General features: G+C 66.9%; 30 protein-coding genes, 1 tRNA gene and 1 pseudogene. 12 read left to right on the top strand and 20 right to left on the bottom strand.

Translation table 11 applies throughout. From position 1 onward, the window contains the following. Nucleotides 1-25: 25 nt before the first annotated feature. The 3 genes from moaC to galU all read right to left on the bottom strand — a co-directional run bounded on the left by moaC (nucleotide 26) and on the right by galU (nucleotide 2684). On the bottom strand, nucleotides 26-499 hold the full coding sequence (gene moaC, locus ACZ6R6_RS45245; RefSeq protein ID WP_470103285.1) for a cyclic pyranopterin monophosphate synthase MoaC: 474 nt from the start codon (nucleotides 497-499) through the stop codon (nucleotides 26-28). A 92-nt stretch (nucleotides 500-591) separates the two neighbouring features. Further along, nucleotides 592-1779: a molybdotransferase-like divisome protein Glp gene (gene glp, locus ACZ6R6_RS45240; RefSeq protein WP_470103284.1), complete on the bottom strand. Its 1188-nt coding sequence runs from the start codon at nucleotides 1777-1779 to the stop codon at nucleotides 592-594. Between the two features lie 5 nt (nucleotides 1780-1784). Further along, nucleotides 1785-2684, bottom strand: coding sequence for a UTP--glucose-1-phosphate uridylyltransferase GalU (gene galU, locus ACZ6R6_RS45235; protein ID WP_470103283.1), 900 nt, complete (start codon nucleotides 2682-2684; stop codon nucleotides 1785-1787). A gap of 25 nt (nucleotides 2685-2709) precedes the next feature. Between galU and ACZ6R6_RS45230 the strand changes: the two genes are divergently transcribed. The 3 genes and pseudogenes from ACZ6R6_RS45230 to ACZ6R6_RS45220 all read left to right on the top strand — a co-directional run. After that, nucleotides 2710-3297, top strand: a complete 588-nt coding sequence (locus ACZ6R6_RS45230) for a 5-formyltetrahydrofolate cyclo-ligase (protein WP_470103282.1) — start codon at nucleotides 2710-2712, stop codon at nucleotides 3295-3297. 44 nt (nucleotides 3298-3341) lie between these two features. After that, the gene (locus ACZ6R6_RS45225) at nucleotides 3342-4847 is read left to right on the top strand and encodes a potassium/proton antiporter (protein WP_470103280.1); all 1506 of its coding nucleotides are present in this window, start codon (nucleotides 3342-3344) and stop codon (nucleotides 4845-4847) included. 156 nt (nucleotides 4848-5003) lie between these two features. Continuing rightward, nucleotides 5004-5195: pseudogene (locus ACZ6R6_RS45220) on the top strand (FmdB family zinc ribbon protein); the annotation flags it as partial. Nucleotides 5196-5257: 62 nt separating this feature from the next. On the opposite strand, the gene ACZ6R6_RS45215 reads toward ACZ6R6_RS45220, so the two are convergent. Continuing rightward, a complete protein-coding gene (locus tag ACZ6R6_RS45215; RefSeq protein WP_470103311.1) occupies nucleotides 5258-5503 on the bottom strand; it encodes a hypothetical protein in 246 nt (81 codons plus the stop codon). A 481-nt stretch (nucleotides 5504-5984) separates the two neighbouring features. Here ACZ6R6_RS45215 and ACZ6R6_RS45210 point away from each other — a divergent pair, with 481 nt between their 5' ends. Together ACZ6R6_RS45210 and ACZ6R6_RS45205 are read left to right on the top strand one after the other, a co-directional pair. Then, complete coding sequence (locus ACZ6R6_RS45210) at nucleotides 5985-6794, top strand: S-methyl-5'-thioadenosine phosphorylase (RefSeq protein ID WP_470103278.1); 810 nt, start codon at nucleotides 5985-5987, stop codon at nucleotides 6792-6794. A gap of 314 nt (nucleotides 6795-7108) precedes the next feature. After that, the gene (locus ACZ6R6_RS45205) at nucleotides 7109-7714 is read left to right on the top strand and encodes an RcpC/CpaB family pilus assembly protein (RefSeq protein ID WP_470103276.1); all 606 of its coding nucleotides are present in this window, start codon (nucleotides 7109-7111) and stop codon (nucleotides 7712-7714) included. Nucleotides 7715-7881: 167 nt separating this feature from the next. On the opposite strand, the gene ACZ6R6_RS45200 is transcribed toward ACZ6R6_RS45205, so the two are convergent. After that, nucleotides 7882-9009, bottom strand: a complete 1128-nt coding sequence (locus tag ACZ6R6_RS45200) for a D-alanyl-D-alanine carboxypeptidase family protein (RefSeq protein WP_470103274.1) — start codon at nucleotides 9007-9009, stop codon at nucleotides 7882-7884. Between the two features lie 857 nt (nucleotides 9010-9866). Here ACZ6R6_RS45200 and ACZ6R6_RS45195 point away from each other — a divergent pair. Both ACZ6R6_RS45195 and ACZ6R6_RS45190 read left to right on the top strand, forming a co-directional pair. Beyond that, a tRNA-Arg gene (locus ACZ6R6_RS45195) sits at nucleotides 9867-9939 on the top strand. A gap of 275 nt (nucleotides 9940-10214) precedes the next feature. Next, nucleotides 10215-10796 (top strand): DUF6461 domain-containing protein, encoded by a 582-nt coding sequence (locus tag ACZ6R6_RS45190; protein ID WP_470103272.1) that lies wholly within the window; start codon nucleotides 10215-10217, stop codon nucleotides 10794-10796. A 38-nt stretch (nucleotides 10797-10834) separates the two neighbouring features. On the opposite strand, the gene ACZ6R6_RS45185 is transcribed toward ACZ6R6_RS45190, so the two are convergent. The 9 genes from ACZ6R6_RS45185 to ACZ6R6_RS45145 form a co-directional block, all read right to left on the bottom strand. After that, nucleotides 10835-11347: a hypothetical protein gene (locus ACZ6R6_RS45185; RefSeq protein WP_470103271.1), complete on the bottom strand. Its 513-nt coding sequence runs from the start codon at nucleotides 11345-11347 to the stop codon at nucleotides 10835-10837. A 70-nt stretch (nucleotides 11348-11417) separates the two neighbouring features. Beyond that, nucleotides 11418-12785, bottom strand: coding sequence for a tyrosine-type recombinase/integrase (locus ACZ6R6_RS45180; RefSeq protein WP_470103270.1), 1368 nt, complete (start codon nucleotides 12783-12785; stop codon nucleotides 11418-11420). Next, the gene (locus tag ACZ6R6_RS45175) at nucleotides 12782-12973 is read right to left on the bottom strand and encodes a helix-turn-helix transcriptional regulator (protein ID WP_086568687.1); all 192 of its coding nucleotides are present in this window, start codon (nucleotides 12971-12973) and stop codon (nucleotides 12782-12784) included. Before ACZ6R6_RS45175 ends, ACZ6R6_RS45180 begins: the two co-directional genes overlap by 4 nt. Then, complete coding sequence (locus tag ACZ6R6_RS45170; protein WP_470103268.1) at nucleotides 12960-14360, bottom strand: replication initiator; 1401 nt, start codon at nucleotides 14358-14360, stop codon at nucleotides 12960-12962. Before ACZ6R6_RS45170 ends, ACZ6R6_RS45175 begins: the two co-directional genes overlap by 14 nt. 96 nt (nucleotides 14361-14456) lie before the next feature. Next, entirely contained in the window at nucleotides 14457-14597 is a 141-nt protein-coding gene (locus ACZ6R6_RS45165; protein WP_399508594.1) for a hypothetical protein, read from the bottom strand. Continuing rightward, entirely contained in the window at nucleotides 14587-14907 is a 321-nt protein-coding gene (locus ACZ6R6_RS45160; protein WP_470103267.1) for a hypothetical protein, read from the bottom strand. Before ACZ6R6_RS45160 ends, ACZ6R6_RS45165 begins: the two co-directional genes overlap by 11 nt. 14 nt (nucleotides 14908-14921) lie before the next feature. Continuing rightward, the gene (locus ACZ6R6_RS45155) at nucleotides 14922-15563 is read right to left on the bottom strand and encodes a DUF2637 domain-containing protein (RefSeq protein ID WP_470103265.1); all 642 of its coding nucleotides are present in this window, start codon (nucleotides 15561-15563) and stop codon (nucleotides 14922-14924) included. 20 nt (nucleotides 15564-15583) lie between these two features. Continuing rightward, the gene (locus ACZ6R6_RS45150; protein WP_470103263.1) at nucleotides 15584-16936 is read right to left on the bottom strand and encodes an FtsK/SpoIIIE domain-containing protein; all 1353 of its coding nucleotides are present in this window, start codon (nucleotides 16934-16936) and stop codon (nucleotides 15584-15586) included. Beyond that, nucleotides 16929-17282 (bottom strand): SCO3933 family regulatory protein, encoded by a 354-nt coding sequence (locus tag ACZ6R6_RS45145; protein ID WP_362795403.1) that lies wholly within the window; start codon nucleotides 17280-17282, stop codon nucleotides 16929-16931. Before ACZ6R6_RS45145 ends, ACZ6R6_RS45150 begins: the two co-directional genes overlap by 8 nt. A 129-nt stretch (nucleotides 17283-17411) precedes the next feature. Between ACZ6R6_RS45145 and ACZ6R6_RS45140 the strand changes: the two genes are divergently transcribed. Continuing rightward, nucleotides 17412-17747: a GntR family transcriptional regulator gene (locus ACZ6R6_RS45140; protein WP_470103262.1), complete on the top strand. Its 336-nt coding sequence runs from the start codon at nucleotides 17412-17414 to the stop codon at nucleotides 17745-17747. Between the two features lie 5 nt (nucleotides 17748-17752). Here ACZ6R6_RS45140 and ACZ6R6_RS45135 read toward each other — a convergent pair whose 3' ends face one another. Together ACZ6R6_RS45135 and ACZ6R6_RS45130 are read right to left on the bottom strand one after the other, a co-directional pair. Continuing rightward, the gene (locus ACZ6R6_RS45135; protein ID WP_470103260.1) at nucleotides 17753-17929 is read right to left on the bottom strand and encodes a hypothetical protein; all 177 of its coding nucleotides are present in this window, start codon (nucleotides 17927-17929) and stop codon (nucleotides 17753-17755) included. Then, a complete protein-coding gene (locus tag ACZ6R6_RS45130) occupies nucleotides 17926-18144 on the bottom strand; it encodes a hypothetical protein (protein WP_012895041.1) in 219 nt (72 codons plus the stop codon). Before ACZ6R6_RS45130 ends, ACZ6R6_RS45135 begins: the two co-directional genes overlap by 4 nt. A 153-nt stretch (nucleotides 18145-18297) precedes the next feature. Here ACZ6R6_RS45130 and ACZ6R6_RS45125 point away from each other — a divergent pair, with 153 nt between their 5' ends. Then, complete coding sequence (locus ACZ6R6_RS45125) at nucleotides 18298-19038, top strand: XRE family transcriptional regulator (protein ID WP_470103259.1); 741 nt, start codon at nucleotides 18298-18300, stop codon at nucleotides 19036-19038. A 3-nt stretch (nucleotides 19039-19041) separates the two neighbouring features. After that, the gene (locus ACZ6R6_RS45120; protein WP_470103258.1) at nucleotides 19042-19518 is read left to right on the top strand and encodes an NUDIX hydrolase; all 477 of its coding nucleotides are present in this window, start codon (nucleotides 19042-19044) and stop codon (nucleotides 19516-19518) included. Here the strand turns inward: ACZ6R6_RS45120 and ACZ6R6_RS45115 are convergent, their stop codons facing one another. From ACZ6R6_RS45115 to ACZ6R6_RS45100, 4 genes are all read right to left on the bottom strand, one after another. Beyond that, a complete protein-coding gene (locus ACZ6R6_RS45115) occupies nucleotides 19519-19842 on the bottom strand; it encodes a putative quinol monooxygenase (RefSeq protein WP_470103257.1) in 324 nt (107 codons plus the stop codon). It abuts the gene before it with no gap. A 139-nt stretch (nucleotides 19843-19981) separates the two neighbouring features. After that, the gene (locus tag ACZ6R6_RS45110; RefSeq protein ID WP_470103255.1) at nucleotides 19982-20557 is read right to left on the bottom strand and encodes an HD domain-containing protein; all 576 of its coding nucleotides are present in this window, start codon (nucleotides 20555-20557) and stop codon (nucleotides 19982-19984) included. A 67-nt stretch (nucleotides 20558-20624) separates the two neighbouring features. After that, entirely contained in the window at nucleotides 20625-21098 is a 474-nt protein-coding gene (locus tag ACZ6R6_RS45105) for a winged helix-turn-helix domain-containing protein (protein WP_470103254.1), read from the bottom strand. Between the two features lie 4 nt (nucleotides 21099-21102). Next, nucleotides 21103-21447 (bottom strand): hypothetical protein, encoded by a 345-nt coding sequence (locus ACZ6R6_RS45100; RefSeq protein ID WP_470103252.1) that lies wholly within the window; start codon nucleotides 21445-21447, stop codon nucleotides 21103-21105. 161 nt (nucleotides 21448-21608) lie between these two features. Here ACZ6R6_RS45100 and ACZ6R6_RS45095 point away from each other — a divergent pair, with 161 nt between their 5' ends. After that, a complete protein-coding gene (locus ACZ6R6_RS45095; RefSeq protein ID WP_470103250.1) occupies nucleotides 21609-22343 on the top strand; it encodes an XRE family transcriptional regulator in 735 nt (244 codons plus the stop codon). Nucleotides 22344-22593: 250 nt separating this feature from the next. After that, a complete protein-coding gene (locus tag ACZ6R6_RS45090; protein ID WP_470103248.1) occupies nucleotides 22594-25530 on the top strand; it encodes an HNH endonuclease in 2937 nt (978 codons plus the stop codon). Nucleotides 25531-25951 lie beyond the last annotated feature (421 nt).

Below are 25951 nucleotides of genomic sequence, written 5' to 3'. Positions count from 1 at the left end.
GACTCCCAGCCCCGGCCACCGGAGGTCATTCCTGCCGGGTCCACACCCCGGTCTTGCCGCCGGTCTTCTCCTCGACCCGGACATCGGTGATCACGGCCGCCGGATCCACCGCCTTGACCATGTCGATCAGCGCGAGCGCGGCGACCGAGACGGCGGTCAGCGCCTCCATCTCGACTCCCGTCCGGTCCGCGGTCCTGACCCGGGCGGTGATCTCCACACCGTCGTCGACCACGGTCAGCTCGACCTTCACACCGTGCAGCGCGATCGGGTGGCAGAGCGGGATCAGGTCGGGGGTCCGTTTGGCGCCCATGATGCCCGCGATCCGCGCGGTGCCGATCGCGTCGCCCTTGGGGATGTCGCCCGACCGCAGCAGGGCCACGGCCTCGGCCGACAGCAGCACCCTGCCGGTGGCGCTCGCCGTACGGACGGAGACGTCCTTGGCCGAGACGTCCACCATGCGTGCCGCGCCGGTCTCGTCGATATGTGTGAATCCGCTCATACGGACACCATGCCCTGTGATCCGGTGCCGGTGCTCATCGCCCCCGGTGATCCGGTGCCGGTGCTCGTCGCTCCGGCCCGCCCGCCGGCCGCTCAGAGCGGGATGACCTCCACGGTCGCGCCTTCGGGCAGCTCGGTGACCTCCTCGGGGACCACGATCAGGGCGTTGGCCGAGGCCAGGGCGGCGAGCTGGTGCGAGCCCTGCCCCCGCACCGGTGTGACCGACCCGTCGGCCGACAGGACCGCCCGCAGGTATGACCGCCTGCCCTCGGGCGAGCGGAGCGGCGAGGCGGTCACCGCGCGCACGGTCGGCGTCGGCCCGGCGGGCAGGCCGCGCATCTTCCGCAGCGCCGGCCGGACGAACAGCATGAACGACACGAAGGACGACACCGGGTTGCCGGGCAGCGCGAAGATCGGGATCTGGTCCTCGCCCACCACGCCGAAGCCCTGGGGCATGCCGGGCTGCATGGCGACGCGGTCGAAGCGGACCGTGCCGAGCGGGGCGAGCGCCTCCTTGACCGGCTCGTAGGCGCCCATCGAGACGCCGCCGCTGGTGATCACGATGTCGGCCCGCAGGAGCTGGGCGTCGAGCTGGTCGAGGAACAGCGCGGCGTCGTCGGCCACGACCCCGGCCCGGTAGGCCTCGCCCCCGGCCTCACGGACGGCGGCGACCAGGGTGTAGCTGTTGGACTCCCAGATCTGGCCGGGGGCCAGGGGCGTGCCGGGCTCGGCCAGCTCGGCGCCCGTGGAGATCACCACGACTCTCGGGCGGGGCCGTGCCAGCACCCGGCGGCGGCCGACCCCGGCCAGGACGCCGAGCTGCGCCGGGCCGATGAGGGTCCCCGCCGGCAGCACGACGTCGCCGGCGCGCACGTCCTCGCCCGCCCGGCGGATCGCGTTTCCCTCCGGCGCCGACCGGCCGATCGTGACCTGACCGGTGCCGCCGTCGGTCCACTCGACCGGGATCACGGTGTCGGCGCCCTGGGGCACCGGGGCGCCGGTCATGATCCGCGTGACCGTGCCGGGGCCCACGGCGAGCCGCCCGCCGTCGCCCGCGGCGACGTCACCGATCACCGGCAGCGTCACCGGGACCTGCCTGACGTCCTCGGCCCGTACGGCGTAGCCGTCCATGGCCGAGTTGTCGAACGGCGGCAGCGGGACCGGGGAGGTGACGTCCTCGGCCAGGGTGGTGCCCAGCGCGTGCTCCAGCTCCAGCTCCAGCGGGGCCAGCGCCCGCACGGTGAGCAGGATGTCCGCGAGGTGCTCGTCAACCGATCTCATCGGACTCATCGGGACGCCAGGAACTCCTTCAGCCATGGCATGAACTCCGGGGCCAGGTCGGGACGGTCGGCGGCGAACTGCACCACCGTGCGGAGGTAGTCGAGCTTGTTGCCGGTGTCGTAGCGGCGGCCGCGGAACAGCACACCGTGGACCGGTCCACCTTCGTCGCCGCCGCGTCCGGCCAGGGTGCGCAGGGCGTCGGTCAGCTGGATCTCGTTGCCGCGGCCCGGAGGCGTGTTCTCCAGGACCTCGAACACGGCGGGGTCGATGACGTAGCGGCCGATGACGGCCCAGTTGGACGGGGCCTCCTCCGCCGGGGGCTTCTCCACCAGGTCGGTCACCCGCACCACATCCTGCTCGGAGGTGGGCTCGATGGCGGCGCAGCCGTACAGGGAGACCTGCTCCTTGGGCACCTCCATCAGCGCGACGACGCTGCCGCCGTAGGTGGCGCGGACCTCGATCATGCGCTTGAGGAGCTCGTCGCGGTAGTCGATCAGGTCGTCGCCGAGCAGGCAGGCGAACGGGTGGTCGCCCACGTGCTGCTTGGCGCAGAGCACCGCGTGGCCGAGACCGCGCGGCTCGCCCTGCCGGACGTAGTGCAGGGTCGCCAGGTCGGCGGGCTCGCGCACCTGGGAGAGCCGCTCGTCGTCGCCCTTGGCCTCCAGGGCGTCCTCAAGCTCGATCGCCCGGTCGAAGTGGTCCTCGATGGAACGCTTGTTCTTACCCGTGACCATCAGGACGTCGAGCAGCCCGGCGGAGACCGCCTCCTCGACGACATACTGGATCGCGGGCTTGTCGACGATCGGCAGCATCTCCTTGGGAGTCGCCTTGGTCGCCGGTAGGAAGCGGGTGCCAAGCCCCGCTGCGGGAACAACGGCTTTGGTCACAGGATGGAAGTCGGCCATAACCGAAACCATAGTGGAGGGATCCGTGGACAAGCTGAAGCTGCGTTCGACGATCGAGGCCGCACGGGCCTCGATCCCCGAGGACGAGCGGCGCGCGGCTTCCGTCCGGACACGGGAGACGCTGCTGGACCAACCGTGGGTCCAGATGGCCGGGCTCGTCGCGTGCTACTGGTCGGTCGGCACGGAACCGGCGACCCACGGGCTCGTCTTCGCGCTGTGGAAACACGGCGCCACCGTGATCCTGCCGGTGCTCCGCGACGACGACGACCTCGACTGGGCGGTCTACGACGGGCCTGACACGCTCGCCCCCGGCCGCTTCGGGATCATGGAGCCGGTGGACACCCGGCGGGGCGTCGACGCGATCAGAACGGCCGCCCTGGTCATCGTGCCCGCCCTGGCGGTGGACCGGTCCACCGGCGTACGGCTCGGCCGCGGCGGCGGCTCCTACGACCGGGCGCTGGCGAGGGTCGGCCCGAACGTGCCGACGGTCGCCCTGCTGCATGAGGGCGAGCTGCTGGAAGGCGTCCCCGCCGAGCCTCACGACCTGCCGGTCCGCTACGCGGCCCTGCCGAGCGGGATCACCGCCGTCCCGTACGGTGTGCCTGACGACTAGGCCGAATGCGACACAATGGTCCCTGGAGTCAGAGAGGGGGCCAGATGGGATGGGATGTCTGGCTGCTTCTCGGGGCTGGAATCGTCATCTCGGCCATCCTCGCGGTGCGGGTCGCCCACCGGAGCGGGCTGCCGAGTCTCCTCATCTTCCTGGGCTTCGGCCTGCTCGTCGGCGAGTCGGGCTTCGGGCTCCAGTTCGAGAACCCTGAGCTCGCCCAGCAGATCGGCCTGGTCGCCCTGGCGATCATCCTTGCCGAAGGTGGTCTGACCACCAACTGGAACCACGTCAAACGTTCCATCCCGACCGCGCTGGTGCTGGCCACCGTCGGGGTCGGGGTGAGCATCGTGGCCGTCGCCGTCCCGGTGCGCCTGCTGCTCGGCATGGACTGGCGGACCTCGCTGCTGCTCGGCGCGATCCTCGCCTCCACCGACGCGGCGGCCGTCTTCTCCGTCCTGCGCCGCCTGCCCCTGCCCCCGCGCCTGGCGGGCGTCCTGGAGGCCGAGTCCGGCTTCAACGACGCGCCCACCGTCATCGCCGTCATGCTGCTGAGCGCCGGCACCTCGCCCAGCCTGGGGAGCGCGCTGCTGCTGGTCGTCTTCGAGCTGGCCGTGGGCGCGGTCGTCGGCCTGGCGGTCGGGCCCGTGGGGGTCTACGCGCTGCGCCGCATCGCGCTGCCGGTCTCCGGCCTGTATCCGATCGCGGTGCTCGCGCTGGCGTTCGTCGCCTACGCCGGCGCCGTGCTCCTGCACGGCAGCGGCTTCCTGGCGGTCTACCTGGCCGCCCTCGTCATGGGCAACTCCCGGATGCCGCACCGGGCCGCCTCCCGCGGCTTCGCCGAGGGCGTGGCCTGGCTGGCCCAGATCGGCCTGTTCGTCATGCTCGGCATGCTGGCCAGCCCGTCGGAGATGCCGTCGGCGATCGTCCCGGGCCTGGTGGCGGGGCTGATCCTGGTCGCGGTGGCCAGACCGCTGTCGATCATCGTCTCGGCCCTCCTCGTACGGCTGGCCCGTCTCGGCCGGCTGAACTGGCGGGAACAGGCGTTCCTGTCGTGGGCGGGGCTGCGCGGAGCGGTGCCCATCGTGCTGGCCACCATCCCCTGGGCCGCCCACTCGGTGGCCGAGGGGACCGCCAAGTTCGTGTTCAACGAGGTCTTCGTCATCGTCGTCGTCTACACCCTGTTGCAGGGGCCGACGCTCCCCTTCGTGGCGAAGGTGCTCGGGCTCTCCACCCCCGACGAGGCCCGCGACCTGGAGGTCGACTCGGCCCCGCTGGAGGAGCTCAACGCCGACCTGCTGCAGATCAAGGTGCCGCCGACCTCGAAGCTGCACGGCGTGGAGATCTTCGAGCTGCGGCTGCCCACCGACGCCCAGGTCACGCTGATCGTCAGGGAGGGCCGGACGTTCGTCCCCTCCGACTCCACCCGGATCAGGGTCGACGACCAGCTCCTGGTCGTGACCACCGCCGCCTGCCGGGACCCGGTCGAGCGGCGGATCCGGGCGATCAGCCGCCGGGGCAAACTCGCCGGCTGGTTCGGCGAGTTGGGCGCCTGAGCCCGGCGGACCAGCCCCCCCGGATCCGGCGGATCGGGGTACCCCGATCCAGCGGACCGGACCTCCGGATCGGGCGGGTCGGGGTACCCCGATCCGGCGGGCCGGGCACCCGATTTTGGGGGGACGAACCCCTGGTCGGCACCTGATCCGACTGGAATGCGACAGCTTCGACTCGCGTTTAAGCTTGTCGGCTGCGTACCATTAGCAGTCGCGTCTATAGAGTGCCAATCGGCGCGGACCAACGAGGAGGATCGCGTGCCCACCTACCAGTACGCCTGTAGTGCATGCGGCAACGAGTTCGACATCGTCCAGAAGTTCTCCGACGACGCGCTCACCGAGTGCCCGAAGTGCTCGGGCGAGCTCCGGAAGGTGTTCTCCGCGGTCGGCATCGTCTTCAAGGGCTCCGGCTTCTACCGGACCGACAGCCGCTCCTCGTCCACCAGCACGGTGAGCTCCGCGAGCACGAGCTCCTCGTCGGGCTCGTCCGGCTCCTCGGGGTCGTCCGGCTCGTCGACGGAGTCCGCGTCCTCGTCGTCATCGACGTCCTCGAAGACCGCCAGCAGCCCGGCGCCCGCGGCCTCCTGAGACCCCCTCCCCGGGGCCGGCCCAGCCGCTCCGGGAGTCGGGCCGAGCGCTCCGGCGGACAGGCCGGCCACCGAGCCGGCCGGGCGGCCGTTCCTGCGGACAGATCAGCGGCCCGGACAGGCAGGACAGCCCGTCCGGGGAGAGCCCGACACCGCGCTCCTGAGACCGGTTCAGCCGCTCCTGCGGACAGACCAGCGGCCCGGACAGGCAAGGCAGCCGCCCGGAGAGCCCGACGCCGCGCCTCTGAGACCGGCTCAACCGCTCCCGGGCGATCGGCCGCCGAGCCGAGCAGCTCCTGGGGCTCGGGGTGCCCGCCGGGGTCCCAGCCGCGGATCGGCCGTCCGAGCCCTTCACGGGCCTCCGCGACCAGCCGGTCGGCCACCTGCCCGCCAGCCGGGGCCGGCTCCAAGACGCTACCGCCGACCAGCGGTTCCCACCGAGAGCGGTCAGAACGTCACACTTGACGATCTGGTTATCCACAGGCTCAGTGCTTTATCCACAGGAAGGGGATCGCCCTCCTCCGGAGGCGTCCATGACGCTAATCTCGGCGCCATGGTCACTCGCGCGGATATCGGAGTCATCGGCGGCTCGGGCTTCTACTCCTTGCTCGACGACGCCACGGAGGTCGAGGTCTCAACCCCCTACGGCCCGCCCAGCGACGTCGTCACCGTCGGCAGGATCGGATCGCGCCCGGTCGCCTTCCTGCCCCGCCACGGCCGCGACCACCGCTTCCCGCCCCACCGCATCCCCTACCGCGCCAACCTGTGGGCGCTGCGCTCCCTCGGCGTCCGTCAGGTGCTCGCCCCCAGCGCCGTCGGTTCCCTCCGCCCCGAGCTCGGCCCCGGCACCCTGGTCATCCCCGACCAGCTCGTCGACCGCACCTCCGGCCGCGCGCAGACCTACTACGACACCGGCGGCGTCGTCCACGTCGCCTTCGCCGACCCCTACTGCCCGGCCGGCCGCGCGGCGGCCGCGTCGACCGCCCGGTCCTCCCGGTGGGATCTGGCCGACAGTGGCACCCTGGTCGTCATCGAGGGCCCCCGCTTCTCCACCCGCGCCGAGTCCCGCTGGTTCACCGCCAACGGCTGGACGATCGTCGGCATGACCGGCTTCCCCGAAGCCGTCCTCGCCCGCGAGCTGGCCCTGTGCTACACCTCGCTGTCGCTGGTCACCGACCACGACGCCGGGGTCGAGGTCGGCGAGGGGGTCACCCACGAGGAGGTCCTCGCCTTCTTCGCCACCAACGTCGCCCGCATGCGCACTCTCGTCACCGACATCGTCACCGCCCTGCCCCAAGACCGCACCTGCCCCTGCGGCACCGCCCTGGACGGTCTCAAACTCCCCTTCGACCTCCCCGAATAGCCGCCGCCTCCCGACTCCCCTTCTCCCATTCCCCTCCACCGGATGTCGGGCGTCCCCTCCACCGGATGTCGGGCACCTCACCCCCGCCGTCATCCGGCGGTGGCGCCCCGCCGTCCCTCGCCCCGCCGATGGCAGGCTCCGCCCGGCCCGTACGGCGGGCGCCCCGCCGCCACCCCCGCCCCGCCGTACGGCGGGCACCTCGTCACGGGCTCCGCGCCGCCCGGCTCTCCCTGCCTGCTATCTGCTGCCTGTTCCCTCGCAACGGGGCATGGAGCGCAAGGGCACAACGGAGTAATGGAGTAATGGAGCCAGTCATGCGTGCCTTCCGCCGTCTCCTCGGCCGTCGCCACCGCCTCATCGCCGCCGTCGTCGCCGCCCTGGCGATGGCGTGCGCCCTCATCGGGCTGCGGCCGGACACCGCGTCGGTGACCGTCCTCGCCGCGGCCAGAGATCTGCCCGGCGGCACGCTGGAGGCCGCCGACCTGAAGGCGGTCGCGCTGCGGCCCGACACGGTCCCCGACGGCGTGGTACGGCCCGGCGCCCCGGTCGCCGGGAGGGTCCTGGCCGGCCCCATGCGCCGCGGGGAGCCGCTGACGGACGTCCGCCTGCTCGGCCCCGGGCTGCTGGCCGCCCACGGCCCCGGAACGGTCGCCACCCCGGTCCGCGTCGCCGACCCCCAGACCGCGCGGCTGCTGTCACCCGGCGACGTCGTCGACGTCCTGGCCGCCTCCTCCACCTGGGAGGGCGCCGCCCCCGCCCGGACCGTGGCCGAAGACGTCACCGTCATCACCACCCCGGACGGGGAGCCTGACCGGGGGGCGCTCATCGTGCTGGCCACCACCTCGGAACAGGCGGTCCGACTGGCCTCGGCCCAGGCCGGCGGGCACCTGTCGATCACGATCAACCATCGCGGACGATAGCCGCCGGCCGCCTCCCCACTTCCCGCCGGGCTCTCCCGCATCCGGATGGGCCCTCCACGCCCCCGGCCGGTCACACCCCCGGCCGGTCACACCGGTGGCGCGGACCCCCACGGCAGCGAGCCCCTACGGCAGGGAGCTCTGCAGCAGCGCGTCTACAGCAGAGAGCTCTAAAGCAGGGAGCCCAGCTTCGGGTCGTACTCCCAGTGCCAGGGCTCGAACGGGCTGATGTAGGCCCACTTCGGGTGGAACCAGCCGAACTTCTTGCCGTTGGCCTCCAGCCAGTTGAACTGGGGCGACCGGAAACGCTCCACGCCTCCGCACAGGTCCACGGCGAGCCCCAGGCCGTGGTTGCTGCGGCCCGGGACCGCGGCGAAGCCCGGGCGGCGGTAGTAGACCGACTGCTGCTCGGCCAGGTTCCGGTAGCTGTCGGTCACGCACATGGGCCTGCCGAACTGCCGCTTGTACGCCTCGTTGAGGCTGATGAACGACAGCGCCGCGTCTCCGCGCAGCTCGTTGCCCCGCTGCTGGAGCGGGCACAGGTAGGCCTTGGGGATCAGCCCGTTGGCGAACTCGTTCGCCGACAACGCCTTGGTCGGGGCACAGCCCTCCGCGGGCTGTCCTCCCTTGTCGACCTTCACTCCCAGCTTCACCAGAGCCTGGGTCAGCGATTTCACGATCTTGCTCGAACGGACCCTGAGCGTCTCGATCTCGGCGCCCATCTGCGCCTCCGACAGCAGGGTGCCCGCCCGAAGCTCCTGCGCCTCGGCGGCCAGCCGCTCGCGCTCGGCCTGCAGGCGGCTGCTCTCCTGGAGGATCTGGTCGCGCTCGGCCACGATCTGGGAGACGGCCGCCATGGCCCGCAAGGTCGACGCGTCGGACGCGCCGGACAGGAAACCCGCCACGTCGCTGCCCATGGTCTGGTGCTGGTAGAGCTGCCCGACGATATCCGACAGCGGCTGCCGCACCTGGGCGAAGGCCCTCTCGGCGGCCTGCAGCTCGCGCAGCTTGGCGGTGAGCTCCTTCTGCGAAGCCTGGATCTTGGCGCGCCGCTGCTCCAGGGCCTTCGTCGCGCCCTCCAGATCCTTGGACGCCTTCTCCGCCTCACGGCGCAACTCCGTGAGGTTCACCGGCTCGCGCCGCAGCCCGCCGAGGTTCGCGGACTCACCACGCGCCCCGGCCAGGCTCGCGGACTCGCGGCTCGGCATGGCATGGCTCGTGGATCCGCGGGCGGCGACGGGCTGGACCTCCGCCGACGCCCGCTGCGCGGCAGCGGCCCCCGGCAAGAGGGAAGTCATGGTCGCGACAACGGCGATCAGACCCGCTGATCGACGAGGTGGCACTTTCGACCCCTCCGTTTGCGAACTCGTGACCTGGGTCAGGCACGCACGTTACTACAGCTGGCTGAGTGCCCGGGCCGGGCCCAGCGCAGCCGATATGCGTTGAACACCCCATTTAGCGGCCCACCCCTCAGGCCTCTCGCCCCTCTTGCTCCTTACAGACCTCCCACAGCCAGGTATCCCGCCACTCCCCCGGACAGCCGAACCCGCCCTCCGTCCGCGCCGGCTGCGGCGGCGTCCGCCTCGCCTGAGGCGGCTCGGACCGCCGGGGCACCACCTTCCGTACGACGTCAGGGACGTCCACCGGAGCGGCGTCCGCCGCCGAGCGCCGCACGTCGGCCACGGCCGGGGACGTCCATCCCCCGTACGCCTGGACCGGATCCGGGGAAGGAGAAGGCGAGGGAGGAGGCACCAACCTCGGCTTCAGGATCACATCCCGGCCGGGCTCCACCACCGGCGCCACGACGGGCCCGCCCCCCTGAGCCACCACCCCCCGGGGCCCCACCTTGGCGACGTCCCCCCGGAGGACCCGGTCATATCCGGTGAGCTCGGCCACCAGAAGACCGCCCGCCAGAAGCGCGGGCGCGAGCATCGCCCCACACAGCACCAGCGGCCGCAGCGCGCGATGCCCTCGGATACGCTTCCGTCGCCGTTCAATCACGGAGCGTGACATTAGCCATCCCAAACCCCGGATCTGTGCCCACTTGCCGCCCTTTTACCGCAGCTCAGCGAAGCGATAACCCGTCATCCACCCCCCACCCACCCTCCGACCGCACACGCACTCGCCATTTTCGCTACTCTTACCTGTAGCCCCTGCCTCCGTAGCTCAGGGGATAGAGCACCGCTCTCCTAAAGCGGGTGTCGCATGTTCGAATCATGCCGGGGGCACCTAGTTGACCTTGTGGTTTGCCGTACGACCTGGGCGTTCTTCCCGGGTACGGCTTCCACCGCGTGCAGCCGTAGGCCACCGATCGCAGCCCTGACTCACTGGTCACGGTCTATTCACGGGTTGATCTTGTGAGCGTTTGGCCAGGTCACATTGGACGAGGACACCTCAAGCCCTCAAGATTTCCCGCGTCGCCGACGCCGTTTCGCGACTGATTGCGATCATGACCACTACCTTGTCCTCATCGATGTGGAGAACAGGCAGAACAAGGACGACGATGATCCAGGTGAGTCAGGCCGATATCGCATGGTTATACGACATCGAGGTTTTGGGACAGGCGTGCAGTCTGACGTTCATCCGCGGAATCGACGAAGTCGAGGCACTGCGACGAGCGGGCGCCGACGAGAGCGATATCGACCTGTTCACGAGTAGCGAGTGCCCGCTGCCTGAGGCCGTACGCGCGTGGCGGTCCGGCGAATGGACCGTGGTCATCGAAGCATCCGATGAACGACTGTTCGACCCCAAGATCATGGACGCACTCTCGGCGGAAACCGAAGCAATCATGATCTTTTCCAACGTCAATGCCTGGAGTCGCTTTGTGTACCTGGCCAACGGCGAGACGGTGACCTCCTTCGACCCAGTGAGTCCGTACTGGCGCCAGGGAAGCGACCCTAATCGGTTCGTCGAGGAAATGCGCGCCGCAGGATTCGACCCCGACACCGATCCTGCGGACGTCGATTACAACATCAGCTCACCTGGATTCAAGGGACTGTTACTCCTCACCGCCCGTCTCGCCAGCGTCGTCCTGACTCCGGAAATCTTCCACGGTCCGCTTCCCGGCGCCTGTGTGAAGCCGTAGACCCCCGGAAACGCGGAAAGCCGACCGAGCCTTGTGTCTCAGTCGTCGGCGGCGACCAGAAGCGACAAGCTCCGGGCGTCATGGTCGATGAGGACCAGTTCATGGAACTCGGTGTGGACTCCACCCCAGTCGTGGAACGCCGCACGGCCGAGATCTTTGAGCTGATACCTTCCGCCGGCTTTCGTGATCAGCGGACGAACCTCACGGTCCAGCCGGGCGGACAGAGCTGCGGGAAGAGCTCCGAATTGTTCCGCCCAACTGCGCAAAGTGGCGTTCGCGCTCACTTCATCGACTTGCGCATACGCGTCCAAGCTCAGGTTCCGCAGCCAGTAGGGGCCGTGGCGGAGCCCGTCGGCCTCGGCTCCTCCTCCGGCGTAGTCGTCTCGGTACTGCTCATGCCCGATCAGCTCCGTCAGCAGGTGAGCATCGTCGGCTTCCGGCAGGGACAGCCCAAAGCGCTTGATGTCGACCCAGCGGTGCCCATGATCCTTAAAATGGAAATCTCGAAAGTTGATGAAAGTCTGATCGTGATACGTGAGGGCTTCTTGCACGCCTCAACGATAGAAGCAGCCGAATCCGTTGATCCGGCCGCTCCATCCATCTCAGGTCGTACGGCAAGCCTCATGTCGCCAGGGCTTTGGTGATCTGCCCGTTCGCGCGAGCACGCTGTCCTTCGATGCACTTCGCATAGACACGAAGAAGTACGTCAACGCCATGTCCGGCGCGTTGGGCCACTTCAGTCGGCGGAACGCCTGCGTTCAGCCAGAGGGAGACCGCAGCGTGCCGAAGGTCGTACGGGCGGGCCGCCAGCGGAGAGGCGATCTGTTCGACGGTGAACGTCAGCCGCCGGGCTTCCTGCCAGACGCCGGAATACGCCGAGGAGGAGAAAGGCCGGCCTTTGCTCGTGCGGAAGAGCCTGCCGTCCCTCTCGGCACCGTGCTTCTCGATGTGCTCGCGGAGGATCGCGACGAGGACAGGAGGGATCGGGATCTCCCGAGTGTCGTCTTTGGCTCGGTGCTTGAGACCGCGTTCGTCGTGGGTCTCCCCCGTGTTCGTCCACCGCTTGTTCGCTTGCGGACATGCTTTCTCCAGGGTGATCAGGCCCCAGCCCTGAGCGGGAAGATCGCAGTTCTGCCGACACAGCCCCGAGGCTTCTTCAGGGCGGAGCGCCGCGTAGTACATGCAGGCGAACATGGCGACCATCCGGGGACCGCGCGTCCAACCCACGTGCTTCACGGCATCGAGCAGCGCCCGCACCTGATCCGGGTTGACCACCGTTCGAGGATCGACCGTTCCGGTGTTTTTCGGAGGCTTCCACTTCACCGCGTGCAGCGGGTTGGCGGACAACTTCTTGAGTTCCACCGCAGATTCCATCATGTGATGGAGCACGGCCCGCTTGCGCCGTACCGTGTTGGCCGCCGCCGGCTCACCGTCGAAACGGAGGGCAATCGCGTCGAGGGCTGAGCGGATCACAGCCGGTTCCAACAGGTCGATGAGAGGCAAGGACGACGCTTCAAGCCAGCTGAACGCCGCTTTGTGCTCGGGCCGCAGTTCGCCGCGCCGTCGGTCGGGCAGGAAGGCGTACTCCCGCAGTACTGCGCGGAGATCCTCGTCATCGGGCCTGCCCGGAAGATCGTTCGTGAGCACGGGCACGAGAGACAACAAGGCGTACGTCATCGTCTCCCGGGTTCGGGCCGCCGAGTGGATCCAGCGGGTCGCCATGTACGACCGCGCAAAGTCGAAGAAGGTCGGCCCGGAGTCAGCCCCTGAGGTGGCCATCGACTCGGGAAGGCCGGTCGCAACGTCGAACGGCTCTCCCTTCTTGGCGGCCTGCCGGAGGTCCGAGAGGAAGTTCTCGGCGAGGGCCTTGGTCTTGAAGGTCTTGGACTTCTCCTTGGGGCCCACCTTCCATCGGACGATGTAGGACAGCGTCTTGCCTGAGGACTTGCGGCGGAGATCCCAGATCTTCACGTCATACGAGACGTTCATGCCGCCTCCCGGAGGGTGTCCAGCCAGGCCGCGAAGTCGCTCCGCCAGACGCGGATCTCTCCGTTGGGCAGCTTGATGCACTTGGGCGCGTGGCCAAGTTCGCGCCAGCGGTAGAAGGTCCGGCGGGAGAGCCCGCCCAGCTCGTCGAGTACCTGAGGAACGGTCAGCAACTCGTCACGCCGACTCATCGGCGTCACCTCCGAAGTCCGGAGGGACGGCGAGAGGGATTCCGGTAAGTGCACTTACCAGAAGTGCGTCACTAACCGAGAAACCCTTGCCCGCGTACTCCCAGTTGGCGATCACGAGAACGGTGTCCTCCTCGAAGAAGGGCAGGCGTCCGGTCCCGATCTCTTCGGTGCGGGCGTAGTCGCGGCGTTCGTCGCGGATGGAGCCCATGGTGGTGGAGTAGTGCCGGGAGCGGGTGGAGAAGTGGCCGTGAAAGCCCAGCATGTGGGCCCACTGGGCGAGGCGGAGGTCGGCCAGTTCGTCGAGTTCCCCGAGGCGTAGGCATTCGGCGATGAGGCGGCGGGGGTGGTCGCGGAGGTTGAAGGCTTGTAGGTCGTCGAGGGGGTTGATGCGCCGGTCCAGGGTGCCGACGCATTCGGCGGCCTTGGTGGCGTACTTGGCGATGTAGCCGGCCACGGCCTGATCCGACAGCTCACCGTCCATGGTGATCTCGCGGATGTCGAGCTGTCGCCCCCAGCGCAGGACGCGCGAGGGGTCGTCACCAGTGGCGGGGACAGTGGCGGTCACTGCTTTGACGGCGTGCTTGACGGCGTGCGTCAGCATTTCGGCCGTTGCCCAGGACGGGGGCGACGAGGTGGGTCCGTCGGGGCCGTCGAGGCGGATAACGGCGTGGAAGTGGACAACGCCGCGCTTTTGGTATTCGGCAACCTTGGCGAAGGAGATCGTCAGGTGCTGGCGGAGCTCCCGCAGGGTCAGGCCCGCGGTTTTGGCGACGCGGCGGCGCAGGGCGTCGGTGACGTACTTCCACAGCTGGGGAGCGAGTGCGTTGAACAACACGCTGCCGGAGTAGTCGTAGCAGTCCGGGCACAGCGGCTCCCCGAGACAGGACTCGTCGGCGCCGTGCCGGGCGGTGCAGGACATGACCTGCCCGTGCGGGCAGGTCTCGGCGTCGCGGCGGGCGTGGCAGGGCAGGGTCTTGCCGTTCTTCGCCCGCCAGGTGTGGACGACTCCGAAGGACGGCGCGGTGAGGGTGACGAACAGGCACGGGTGGGTGGTAACCGAGGTAGGGACGCCCTTGCCGCCGACCAGGCCCGCGCGGATGAGCTGGTAGGTGTCGGCGCGGTAGACCTCGGCGCAGGCCGGGCACCGGGACGCCCGCCGGGTCTTGCACGGCAGGCGAAGCACGCCGTCCGGTTCACCGGTGGTGGTGTAGCTGTGCAGGAGCCGGCCGGTGGCGCGGTCGACGTGCAGGACGCGGCCCCGCATGTGGATGGGCTGGCGGCACCCGCCGGTGGCGCGGAGTTGGGCGGCCCAGCGGGAGTACTGGGGATCGTTGAGGCGGGTGATCATGCCTGCGATCGCGTGCGGATTGGGGTGGGTTGTGGGCAAGATGGTCTCCTCCTTTCACTCGTACGGGTGAGGGGGGATGGCCCCCGACCTGGCAGGCGTCTTGGCGGATGTACGGCCAGGCCGGGGGCGCCGGTCTCAGCAGAAGCCGAGGCCGTCGCAGTGCTCACAGGTGTCGCCGTAGCTGTCGACTCCGGTGCCGCCGCAGTGGCAGCACCGCCACCGCTGGGGCGAGATCGCGACCGAGGTCACCTGCTCATCGGGCGGGTCAGAACCCATGGGGTGGTTCGCCGGCGGCGCCGTCCCGGGCGGCGGCGAGGATCGCCGTCACCTCGAAGTGAATCGGCCCGAAGCATCGGGCGGCGGTGTAGAGCCCGTGCGGCAACAGCCGCGGGTCGACCTTCGTGCCGAACAGTGCGGCGATCCGGTCGACCTCGGCGCGCAGGCCGGTGTCGGTGCTCTGCTCGGGGTAGTAGGTGATGATCGTCGGGTCGGTCGGGACGGGGACGGCGGGAGCAGTCTCCATGAAGGCGGCCAGATCCCGAAGGCCGTGGATGAAGGCGGTACGTCGCTCGGCGTCAGTGGACATGGATGGTTCTCCTTTCACAGGGCGTCCGACACGGTGCGCAGGTGGCGCAGCAGGTCGGAGGCCAGTTGATGGGACACGCCCAGACGGGCGCGCAGGGTGTCGCGGCTGATCGGCTTGCCCTGCGCGGTCTGGTATTCCTCGGCCACGCGTCGGGCGTAGTCGAGGAGCTCTGAGGACGGCCCGTCCTGTTCGGCGGGGACGGGTGTGGGAACCGGAGCCAGTTCGGGGACGATCTCCCGGACGGAGGACGAGGCCGGGGACGGCTCGGGACGGGGAGCCGAGGCGCGGCGTTCCAGCATGGAGACCGCGACGAGGAACGCGCCGGCCGGAGTCGCGGCGGTGATCCAACCCCATGGGGACGGATCGGCTTGGTTGAGGTTGGCGGCCAGAGACAGGACGATTCCGGCGACCAGGACGAGGGTCGGCCAGGAGATCCGGCCGTCCCGGACGCGTCCGGTCTTCTTGTCGCGCTGGCGTTCGCGGGCGGCCATGACGCAGGTGAGGTCGACGCATACGGCGATGGCCCAGGCCATCCAGCCGGACTGGCCGTGCTCGGTGGCGGTGTCGCGGATGTGGGTGAACGATCCGGCACCCGCGATGGCGGCCAGGACCAGGATCGGCCCGGCGTCCAGCAGCCGACAGGCAAGGCGTCGCATCGTGTCCCCCTTTCAGCAAGTCAGGCGTTGAGCAGTTCGGCCAGGTCAGGCTCGGTGACCTCACAGGCGTGGACGCCTGCGGTGATCTCGGCCCAGGACGGGGCGAGGTCGGCGTACATCCGGGCGGCGTGTTCGGCGGCGGTCTCGGAGACATGAAAGGAGCGGGCCCGGTACCACTGGCCGTCCTGGCTGGCCACGATCGCTACCCCCGGTGTCTCGGCGGCGATGGCGCGGGCGGAGATCAGGGCGGCCGGGTCGAGGTCACCGAGGGTCATGGTCGCGGTCTCGGGATCGTTGACCCGATGGCAGATCCGCCCCGAGCACTGGGCGCGCAGCGCGGTGACCCCGGGACCAAGGTCGGAGCCGATCCGCTGGCCGCAGCAGAACAGATAGATCCCGAACGCCCGTCCGAGCTGGGCCACTCGGAGCAGGGCCGTGGAGGTCTTGGCGATCTCGTCTTTCTCGCTCTTGTCGGCCATCAGGTAGAGCTCGGCCAGCTCGTCGACCAGGACCACGACCGACACCGGCCGCACCGCCGGAGGGAGCTGCCAGATGTTGCGGGCACCCGCCGTACGGCACAGGCCCATCCGGCCGAGCATGAGCGCTACCAGATCTCCGAGCAGGCCGACCGACTCGGTGCGGGTGGTGGCCAGTGCCGACAGACGAGGGCCGTATGGGGTGAACTCCACGCCGCCCTTGAGGTCGAAGCCGACCAGCGCGACCGGTTGCGGAGCCAGGCCGACGATGAGGGCGTTGGCGAGGTTGGACTTGCCGGACTGGGTTGCTCCGGCGTTGAGCCAGTGCGGGACGGTCCGGAAGTCAATCACCCAGGGCTTGCCGGTCTCCAGGCGGCCTACGGTGACCTTGAGCAGTTCGTCGGACGGCGGCAGCCGATCGACCCGGACGAGCGGATCTCGGATCGTGGCAGCCAGGATGACCCGTCCGGGACGTGGGGACGACACCCGGACGGCGTGCACGCCCCAGGAGTGCGCAAGTCGTTCGGCGACTTGGCTGTAGTCGTCGGGGATCTGACCCTCCAACAGGTGGAGGGTGACGCACCAGCCGTGCCGGGTCGGCAGGGGCAGCCACATCCATGGCGTGGTGTCGACCGCGACCCGGCGGAAGCGCCGCCGTACCTTCACGGTTCCGGTGGAGACCAGCGCGCCGGGGGTGAGGGTGAAGGCCCAGCGCGCCCGTTTCTTGGTCAGCCCGCAGCCGAGGGCGACCTTGCGCCAGGAGGCTCGGACGCTGAGCGCGGTGAGCGGGTAGCCGGCCACCAGCCAGAAGGAGCGGTGATGGAAGCGCTGCCAGGCCCAGAGCACGACCAGCGTGCAGGCCAGGGCGAGGAGCAGCAGCCGCAGGAGGTCAGGCATCGCTGCCTCCCCCTGGCTTGCCGGAGACAGGGACGATCGAGGCCGCCTTGTAGCTGATGCCCCAGCGGGAGGTGCCGTTCTGCGGGATTTCCCAGACGTAGCCGACCATGCTGGTCGGTACGACGTCCTGACCTGGCGCGATCGGCGGTTCTCCGGAGGTTCCGACCTTGACCAGTTCGATCCGGCCGAACTCGTCCTCGGCGAGCAGGACGGACTCGTAGACCTTGTTGCCGTCCTTGTCGGTCTTGATCTTTCCGGTGTCCTGGTCGACGACGCGGGGACGGGCGGCTTTGACGCAGGTGAAGCGGAGCCGGTGGGTGTCGACGGGGATCGGGATGGTGCGCATGAGTAGACCTCCTTGTTCGTCTCGGTCAACATAGTCAACCTAGTTAGCCTGGTTGTCAACGTTCTCGTAGTTGGCTTGGTCGCGTCTTTGTGCTGAACTAGAGAGCACGCGCGACGGAAGATGGGGCGGATGGTCAAGAACACCGGGCGGCCCGGCTACCTGCAGATCGCCGATGACCTGCGTGAGCAGATCCGGCGCGGTTCCCTCGCCCCCGGTGACCCGCTGCCCTCCACGACCCAGCTCGCGACGACGTATGACGCCTCGCTGAGCGTGGTGAAGCTGGCTGTTGGGGTCCTACGGGCCGAAGGGCTGGTCATCGGCCAGCAGGGCAAGGGCGTCTACGTCCGTGAGGACGCCACCCCGGCCCTGCCGGCCTCCGATGAACTCACTGAGATCCGCGCCACGCTGCGTGACCTGTCGCAGCGGCTGGAACGAGTGGAATCCCAGCTCGCCGAGCGCGAGTAGCACACTCATCCCCGTACGTGGCAGCCGGTGACTCGCCGTGCCAGGCCCGCTGCCCTGCTCGGCGGGACGTCGGCCAGGCGCATCCGTCGGTCTTCCTGACGCATCCCGACCAGGACGAGCACGTAGCCGACGGCTACGGTCACACTCAGCACGAGGCCGATGATCAGGGGGATCGCGGTCACGTCCAGATCACCCCCGCCTCGACGATGCCGCGCGGACGGTTGGCCGGACGCCGGGTCTGGCCGCTCCTCTTGCCGACCGTCCTGCGCCTGGCCGCCTGACGCCTCACCCACCGGTCCCGGGCCTGGCATTTGAGGCAGCGGAATCGCCCCCGCTCCAGGGCCGCGCCGCACTCGCAGGCGGGGGTCTCGTCGATCGGCTTGATGTAATTGATCACTGTCGACTCTCCTCTCGGTCGCTGCCGGTGGTGCCTTGCGATACCGAGAGTGCGACAAGGAGTTAGGACGTGATCACTACAGGATGGGACATGTTCAGGACGTCCGGTCTACGATTGCCAGGTCCCCGGACGTCCCCTCTACGGGCAGGTGAGATGGCGAACGAGCGGCTACGGGTAGCCCTTCTCGAACACGGCACCACCGTCGACGCGCTGGCTGAAGCTGTCCGGGTCGATGCCAAGACCGTGGAGCGGTGGATCACCCAGGGCCGCATACCGTACCGAAAACACAGATTCGCGGTCGCCAAACTCCTCGGCGTGGAAGAGGCCTACCTGTGGCCGGACGCGCTGACCCCCAAACAGGCCGCAGCCGTCTCCGGAAGCGAACTTGTCACCGTCTACCCGCACCGCTGGGCCGTACCCAAGGACACCTGGGGACGTCTGTTCTCCGCGGCCCAGGAGGAGATCGGCGTACTGGTCTACAGCGGCATCTTCATCGCCCAGGACACCGGCATCATGCGCACCTTCGCCGAGAAGGCCAAGGCCGGTGTGCGTGTCCGTATCCTGCTCGGCGACCCGGACGCGCTCGAAGTCGCCCAGTGCGGCGCGGACGAAGGCGTCGGCGACGGCATGGCCGCGCAGACCCGGATGGCCCTGATGCTCTACCGGCCGCTACAGCAGGTCGAGGGCATCGAGATCCGGTTGCACCACACCATCCTGTACAACTCCATCTACCGCGGGGACGACCAACTTCTCGTCAACACCCACATCTACGGCAAGTTCGCCGCCGACGCCCCGGTCATGCACCTGCGCAAGATAGTGGGCGGGGACATGGTCTCGACCTACACCGACAGCTTCGAAGCCGTCTGGGCCGGCGCCGCCCCCGTAGAGTCCTGAGTCATGGCCCGCCGCATCGACTTCTACGACGACCCTGAGGCGCCCACGCCCAACAGTCTCGTCCCCTCGGTGAACGTCGTGGTCACCAACGACGCCGGGGACATCCTCATGATCCGCCGTAGCGACAACAACAACTGGGCCGTTCCAGGTGGAGCCATCGACCTCGGCGAGTCCCTGCCGCAGGCGGCCATCCGGGAGACGCTGGAGGAGACCGGCATCACGTGTGAAATCACCGGCTTGGTCGGCACCTACACCGATCCTCGTCATGTGATCCTCTACACCTCTGACGGCGAGGCCCGCCAGGAGTTCTCCATCGTGCTGACCGGCCGCGCGGTAGCCGGCGAGCCGACGCCGAGTGATGAGTCCCGCGAGGTGCGGTGGGTGCCCCGTGCTGAGGTCGACTCGTTGCTGATGGACCGCTCGATGCGGCTGCGGATCGGGCATTTCCTGGCCGAGGCCGCCGGGCCGTACATCGGTTAGTTAGGCCGGTGTCAGTTCCGCCATCTGCGACCAGCCGTCGCCGGGCACCTCGACATTGATGATCTCCGGTGTCTTCGCGATCACTTCGGGCATCCACGCCATGGCGGTCTTGAAGTGCTCGGAGCCCACGTGGGCCTCGCCCGCCGCCGATGAGGCGAACGCCTCAAGCAGAACGAACTGGTTGGGCGTCTCGACACTCCTGGACCATTCGAAGAAGACGTTACCCGGCTCCTGCCGAGTGGCCCGGGTGAAGTCGTCAACGAGCGAGAGCCATTCCTCGCTCCGCTCGGGACGGACGGTGAACTTGACGGCAATGAAGATCATGAGTTGGTTTCTTTCGCTGTGCTGAAGGTGCGTGCTCTCCGCGTGCGGGTGCCGCGCGGGACAGGCATGCGGCGCCATGACCACGATAAACGAGAGTCCGGTTGGCCGGCCGTCAGGGCGTCCTGGGCCCGGCCTGCCGTCAGCGGCCGGCCCGGCTATCTGGCAGAGCACCGTCGGCCAGCGCGGCCTGCACCGCCCGCACGGCTGAGGTGATGCACAGAGTCGCGTTGTTGATCGACCGGCTGACCAGATGTTCGGGGCCGTAGCGGGAGTGGATCTCCGCGAGCCGTGCGTCGACGTCCAGAGGGATCCCGTCCGGGCTGGTGGTCATGTCGCAGTAGGTCAGCGCCTCCACCAACTCGGGCCGTTCCTGATCGAACTCGGCGTTGAGCGCCTCCAGCAGGCCGCGCTCAGTCGCCTCATAGACCGCACACGAGTGATGCGCGACCAGCCGGACGAGCTGGTCGTCGGCCTGGTGGACGTCGCGCAGGTAGCGGGCGCCATCAAGCGGGTGGAAGCCGGTGTCGACCAGCTTGGGCGCATACCCAATGTCGTGCAGCCAGGCCGAGGCGGTCAGCAGGTCGGATTCTTCCCCGAGGATCGGCGCCAGCGATTCGGCGCGTGCGGCCACCCCTTGCGTGTGCGCCCACCGGCGCGGCAGCGGCTCGGCAAGGAGGTGTCGGGCCAGGTCACGCGCCCACTCAGCTTGTCCCATGCGGTTCACCATAGATGCCGGTCCCCGAAGTGAATCCAGAGTTGCGGACGAGACGTCTCAAGACGTCTCAGTCTGGCGCGAATTGAACAAATCGGCCCTTGCCGTGCGCTGCCACGATCAGCCCCTCGTGTCTCAGCTCGTCGAGAGCCTGGCGGACCGTGTTACGCGAGGCCCCGTGGTGTCTGCGCAAGGCCATCTCGCTCGGCAGCCTGGCGCCGGCCACGAGGGCCCCGGTACGGATCTGCTCCCGCAGGTCATTCGCGATCACCTGATACCGGTAAGCCGGACCCGTCTCCTGGTCGGGGTCGTTGACCACGCGTCCCCTGCCGGGCAGCGCGGTGATCAGCCCCTCGCCCTCCAATAGCGCCAGGCCGCGCCGGACGGTGCTGCGGGCTACCCGGAAGTGCTCGGCCAGGGCTGGTTCTGAGGGCAAGGTGCTTCCCCGGGGATACTCGCCGGCGGTGATCTGGGCGCGGATGCGGTCGGCGAGCTGGCGGTAGACCAGCCCGCCGGTCAGCCATCGACTCGTGGCGGCTCTCATCGGATCAGCCGCGGTACGCGTCTGCGATCTTGCCCACGTTGACGCTGAGTGCTCCCTGTTCGCCCTCGCGCCAGCCTTCGCGCGCGGCAGCGGCGATCCGCTCGGCGGCCTTCAGCAGATGCAGGGACGAGGTCCGCTCGTCGTGCTGATCACCCCAGTAGAACCAGTGGAACGCCATCTGCACGTACACGCGCCGGGTCCGGAAGTGCCGGTCGACGACCTCCAGGCAGGGCTGCCCGCCGCCGTCCACGATCAGGACCGTGGTGGTCTCATGCGGCCGGAGTTCGATCTCCAGAGCGGTGAGAAGGTCTTGTTGGTAGGCGCGCTGTCGCTCCCGTGCGGTCGTCATGCGGTGAACTCCCGTCGGTGTGGAGGGCAAGGTCCGGATGCTGGACCCCGTGCCGACGAGCTTCGTCCGCGTGGTCTTTTCCTGACACCACAACTAGGGGACGTCTAGGGACGTTTTATGTTAGCGTCGCAGGCAGTGCCCCTGTCACGGAAGGCGCCCCCATGAACGAGAACCTTCGCCACGCCCTCATCCGAGCACGGATACAACCCCTCGACGTCGCCACCCACTTGGCCGTCGACCCCAAAACCGTGAGCCGCTGGCTGAGCGGCCGGGTCCCGCACCCCCGCCACCGCTTGGCCGTCGCCGACCTCCTTCACGTCGACGAGGACGACCTGTGGCCTGAGAGCGTGCGCCAGCGTCGAGGGCTCTCTACCGAGATCAAGGCCGTCTATCCGCACCGCTGGGCCGTGCCGGCGGATGCCTGGCGCACGTTCTTCGAGTCCGCGAGTACGGAGATCGGCGTCCTCGTCTACAGCGGGCTGTTTCTCGCCGAAGACGCCGGACTACTGCGCATCTTGGCCGAGCGAGCGAAGACCGGGGTGAGGGTGCGCATCCTGCTCGGCGATCCCGACAGCCCGCATGTGGCAGCTCGCGGAGTCGAGGAAGGCGTCGGCGGCGACGTCATGGCCGCCCGAGTCCGCAACGCCCTCACCCTCTACCGTCCGCTCCGAGGGGTTGAGAGGATCGAGATCCGGCAGCATCGCACGGTGCTCTACAACTCCATCTACCGCGCGGACGACGAACTGATGGTCAACCTGCACGCTTACGGCACCCGAGCCCCTGAGGCACCCGTCATCTACGTGACACACACCGAGACTGACAGTACGGCGACGACCTACCTCGACAGCTTCGAACGCATCTGGACAGGCGCCGAAGCCCCAGCTCAGAAGTCCTGACGAGCACGACCAGCAAGATCGAAAGAAACTTATCTACTCGTCTTTAAAGGCGATCCGCCTACGGCGTCTCGCCGCGCGTCGGGCGGTCACTGGCCGCGCTGCGGCTCTTCGGCCGGTCGCGGCCAGCACCGCCCACGCGCCGACACCGGCGTTCGAGCCTCTTCCCTGGCCAGGCGCTCTGGGCCACAATTAATGCATCAGCGTTCTCGTGCTGGGCTAATGCCTGCACCCTCCTACCGAACAGCGAAATATGGCAATCACACAGCGCACAAGAAAACTCCTCTGGGCACGCAGCGCAAACATGTGCGCATTCAAGAATTGCGTACAAGAGTTGACTTCTACGCTTAATGAGCCGTCCAGTGAACTAAGTCGTCATATTGTGCTTGGCGAGGAAGCTCACATCGTCGCTCGCGAAGATAACGGCCCAAGAGGGAATCCCTCGATGCCTCTGAGTGAACGGGATTCATATGAGAATCTGATCCTACTTTGTCCAACTCACCACGCTGTGATTGATGAAGATCACGGAATTGGCTTCACTGTTGAAGAGCTAATCGCGATGAAGCGGTCTCACGAAGACATGATCGCCACACGGATGCGGGGAGACAGGGCAACGCAAACCGCTACCACGTCAATATTCGGTGATCTTAACCCGCGGGATCTTGGTGTGCAGAAAAGCTTGGTTCTCGATCGGAGAAGCCTAGATGAGCGGGACGCTCTCACGCCATATTTCCACAGAGATCACGACACGGCGCTATGGATAGAGATGGAGAGAAGTAAGGCCGAGGGTGTATCAAAGTTGATACTAATCGCGGGATCCTCGACCACAGGCAAGACTCGTGCTCTCTTCGAGGCAACACATTCACTACTCCAAGAGTGGAATGTTCACAGGCCGGATGACTCATGCGCTCTTCTCGAAACACTACAGTCTCCATTGCAAGATAATGTGATCATCTGGCTAGATGAAGCTCAGGTCTTTTTCTCGGGCGAGAGGCGTAGCGATATCGCGACTGCGTTGACCAGGGCGCTATCTGGCTCGCGAAAATTGATGGTCCTAGGAACCATATGGCGAGTGCCCTATCTAAATGAACTCATGGCCCGAGGTCGACTACCTGACACTAACGCCCAGATTCGCAGGCTACTCGAATCTCGATATACGACCATCATTGACGTGCCATCATCATTTACCAGTAATGAGATGGACTCTATTGAGGCGCTCGCTAAATCGGATACTAGGATCTCTATGGCCCTTAAGGCCGGAAGAAGCTACGGCCAGATAATACAGCATCTCACAGGAGGCCCAGAGCTGATTAATAAAATCAACGATGGCTCATCTTTTCACCCCCACGAGAAGGCGCTCATATACGCAGCGATAGATGCCAAACGAATTGGATACGGAAAAGCACTTTCAAGGGAATTTCTTGCCAAGGCTGCTGATGGCTATATGAGCCCTCGGGAGCGACCAGGTGAGGACGATTGGGCTGTTAGCTCACTAAGGGATCTTTCTCGCGGTTATCGAGAGGACGGGTCGCGCACTGACGTTCGCAACACATTGAGTGCCATCAACTCCCATAGAATGAGATCGGGATCCTCGAGAGAGCTCTATGTACCGAGCGATTTCATCGTGCAACACTATCTAGGGGTGCGCAGTTCCCAGCTCGGGCCTGCAGAGCTATGGGAGGCTCTTTGCGAGCACTCGCGCGATCCCTCAGATCTGGGACAGATGGCAGAGTTTGCCTGGATCAGAGGGCTTTACCGATATAGCGCGATGCTTCACGCGAGATCGGCCGCTCAGGGCTCGTACAATAACCCCGGTCTTCTCGACGCGATGAAGTTCTGCGATCCCACCGATATCTCGCGCGCCGCAGACTGGGTAGCGGCACATATCGACATGTCCGATTTGCGTTCGGTCGGAAATTTTTTGGAGGAAGCGAGAGAATACAATCAAGATGACGTTATTCGGAAATTGTTGACTCGTTTGCCTAGAACCGGTTTGACTCAGGCCAAGCTATCCGACATCGGGGTCATTATCCACGAATTGTCCACGCCGGAAATGTTCTCAAGGCACGGCCGGCAGTTCGCCGTTGATTCACTGCAACATGTACAGATCGATAGCCTGCTGCACGCGGGCGTTCTCCTCAGCTATCTCAGGGAACCTGATCGGCTTGATCTGGCTGACCTAATAGCTTCACGTATCGCTCAAGAAGCAATCGTAGATACCCCTGTAGGTGTTGGCGCAGTTCTAGTCGGAATGAAAAGCCTCTCCCTTTCTGCACCCTTGGAGGCATTCGTCAAAAGGTTGATTGCCGAGTCGAATGTTCTAGACGTCGAAAGCGTCTATGGATTCCTTGGCTGGTGCGAATATGTAGACGATCGTGATTCGGCAACGAAATTCCTCGAAAGGGGGGTTGTCGAGCATCTTCCCATAAACGACCCGAGAGCACTGCTGGAGATATGCAAGATCCTTCTGAGGCTTAAGAGAGGCGACGATGCTCAGCGTTTGACGGATCGCGTACATGAGGCAGTGGATGTTAGCGATCCGGTTAGCATTGCGGATGCAATTTTTTTCATGGACAGTGTGCGCGCTTACGGCTTGAAGGGGCACTTGGTTGACGAAGAAGTACTTGTCAACGTGCCTCTCGGGGCTGCTCATGCCGCAACATATTTTCTGAGTACTCTCTCCCAGAGGGGAGGTCACGCACTGCTTTCTCGAATTCAATCGCGACACCCACTCCAGAATATCGAGCTGGGCGACGGTGCGGATGTAGCGAATCTCATGAACGTTCTACAAAATTTGAACTTCTATGCGGAAATCGAGCACATCCTCGGCCTCCATCCCGAAGTATCTGCAATTTATAGGACTCCGTTGGATGTGGCAATGATGCTGGAGACCTTGAGGTATTTGGGAGCCACCGATGCTATTCAGCGACTCCTTGATCAGGCTTATGAGACATCTATCAAGATCGACGTTTGGGAGAAGGCGCACCAATCCCTCCTTTGCGAGGAATTCCGCGCCTCTGGAGCAACGAAGTCCCTGGACAGATTTCTTAGAAGGTGTGCTAATGAAGGATGGTATGAGTTGGCGTTACAGGAGCAGCCGGCGCTCGCTGAAACCTTTCCATATGGTCGCGAGCCGGACGAAGCGCCTTCTCCCCGATGGGGATGGGCCGATGTGTGCCCACCAGAGTAGGCCTGTAGATCGCTTCCGGTGCTCAGGCGTTGGTGGTCCTACGGTTTTAGGTCTGCTTCGCATCTATCTGACGAGGGCACTTTGATCAGCGGGTTGGCTGCGGGACATACGCGGGATGATCGTACTTGTCATCCGAGCTCAGAGGTGCATTTCAGTAGGTCGGGCCAGATAGTCGAATCATTCTGCTCTCACTCTCCTAATGCGAGCTGTTTTGCTGCCGCGTGACTTCCGCTCCTCGGGCCTGGCGGCCCTGCGGTGCGGGTTCGCTTGTCATCGGGCACGATGGCTGATCACGGCATCGTGCTACTGAGCTTGAAAGGCTGGTGTTACGACGGGGTCGGCTTGTGATGGCCTGCGGCAATCGGCTATCCCGGAGGTATGAGGTATGCCGAGGGTGGCGGGCTGACCGCCGCGGAACGCG

The organism is Streptosporangium sp. NPDC048886, from assembly GCF_055586905.1.
Note: the sequence above shows the minus strand (reverse complement) of the source record. Positions and strands in the feature narration are given on the sequence as shown.

Excerpts from the sequence above, each read along its gene's own strand:
- ACZ6R6_RS45125 (WP_470103259.1), top strand. The coding sequence starts at position 18,298 with ATGGCGAACGAGCGGCTACGGGTAGCCCTTCTCGAACACGGCACCACC.
- ACZ6R6_RS45165 (WP_399508594.1), bottom strand. The coding sequence starts at position 14,597 with ATGGGTTCTGACCCGCCCGATGAGCAGGTGACCTCGGTCGCGATCTCG.
- ACZ6R6_RS45210 (WP_470103278.1), top strand. The coding sequence starts at position 5,985 with ATGGTCACTCGCGCGGATATCGGAGTCATCGGCGGCTCGGGCTTCTAC.
- ACZ6R6_RS45120 (WP_470103258.1), top strand. The coding sequence starts at position 19,042 with ATGGCCCGCCGCATCGACTTCTACGACGACCCTGAGGCGCCCACGCCC.
- ACZ6R6_RS45105 (WP_470103254.1), bottom strand. The coding sequence starts at position 21,098 with ATGAGAGCCGCCACGAGTCGATGGCTGACCGGCGGGCTGGTCTACCGC.
- ACZ6R6_RS45095 (WP_470103250.1), top strand. The coding sequence starts at position 21,609 with ATGAACGAGAACCTTCGCCACGCCCTCATCCGAGCACGGATACAACCC.
- ACZ6R6_RS45160 (WP_470103267.1), bottom strand. The coding sequence starts at position 14,907 with ATGTCCACTGACGCCGAGCGACGTACCGCCTTCATCCACGGCCTTCGG.
- ACZ6R6_RS45155 (WP_470103265.1), bottom strand. The coding sequence starts at position 15,563 with ATGCGACGCCTTGCCTGTCGGCTGCTGGACGCCGGGCCGATCCTGGTC.
- ACZ6R6_RS45150 (WP_470103263.1), bottom strand. The coding sequence starts at position 16,936 with ATGCCTGACCTCCTGCGGCTGCTGCTCCTCGCCCTGGCCTGCACGCTG.
- ACZ6R6_RS45145 (WP_362795403.1), bottom strand. The coding sequence starts at position 17,282 with ATGCGCACCATCCCGATCCCCGTCGACACCCACCGGCTCCGCTTCACC.
- ACZ6R6_RS45100 (WP_470103252.1), bottom strand. The coding sequence starts at position 21,447 with ATGACGACCGCACGGGAGCGACAGCGCGCCTACCAACAAGACCTTCTC.
- ACZ6R6_RS45180 (WP_470103270.1), bottom strand. The coding sequence starts at position 12,785 with ATGAACGTCTCGTATGACGTGAAGATCTGGGATCTCCGCCGCAAGTCC.
- galU (WP_470103283.1), bottom strand. The coding sequence starts at position 2,684 with ATGGCCGACTTCCATCCTGTGACCAAAGCCGTTGTTCCCGCAGCGGGG.
- moaC (WP_470103285.1), bottom strand. The coding sequence starts at position 499 with ATGAGCGGATTCACACATATCGACGAGACCGGCGCGGCACGCATGGTG.
- ACZ6R6_RS45090 (WP_470103248.1), top strand. The coding sequence starts at position 22,594 with ATGGCAATCACACAGCGCACAAGAAAACTCCTCTGGGCACGCAGCGCA.
- ACZ6R6_RS45200 (WP_470103274.1), bottom strand. The coding sequence starts at position 9,009 with ATGACTTCCCTCTTGCCGGGGGCCGCTGCCGCGCAGCGGGCGTCGGCG.
- ACZ6R6_RS45110 (WP_470103255.1), bottom strand. The coding sequence starts at position 20,557 with ATGGGACAAGCTGAGTGGGCGCGTGACCTGGCCCGACACCTCCTTGCC.
- ACZ6R6_RS45175 (WP_086568687.1), bottom strand. The coding sequence starts at position 12,973 with ATGAGTCGGCGTGACGAGTTGCTGACCGTTCCTCAGGTACTCGACGAG.
- glp (WP_470103284.1), bottom strand. The coding sequence starts at position 1,779 with ATGAGATCGGTTGACGAGCACCTCGCGGACATCCTGCTCACCGTGCGG.
- ACZ6R6_RS45140 (WP_470103262.1), top strand. The coding sequence starts at position 17,412 with ATGGTCAAGAACACCGGGCGGCCCGGCTACCTGCAGATCGCCGATGAC.
- ACZ6R6_RS45115 (WP_470103257.1), bottom strand. The coding sequence starts at position 19,842 with ATGATCTTCATTGCCGTCAAGTTCACCGTCCGTCCCGAGCGGAGCGAG.
- ACZ6R6_RS45225 (WP_470103280.1), top strand. The coding sequence starts at position 3,342 with ATGGGATGGGATGTCTGGCTGCTTCTCGGGGCTGGAATCGTCATCTCG.
- ACZ6R6_RS45190 (WP_470103272.1), top strand. The coding sequence starts at position 10,215 with ATGATCCAGGTGAGTCAGGCCGATATCGCATGGTTATACGACATCGAG.
- ACZ6R6_RS45205 (WP_470103276.1), top strand. The coding sequence starts at position 7,109 with ATGCGTGCCTTCCGCCGTCTCCTCGGCCGTCGCCACCGCCTCATCGCC.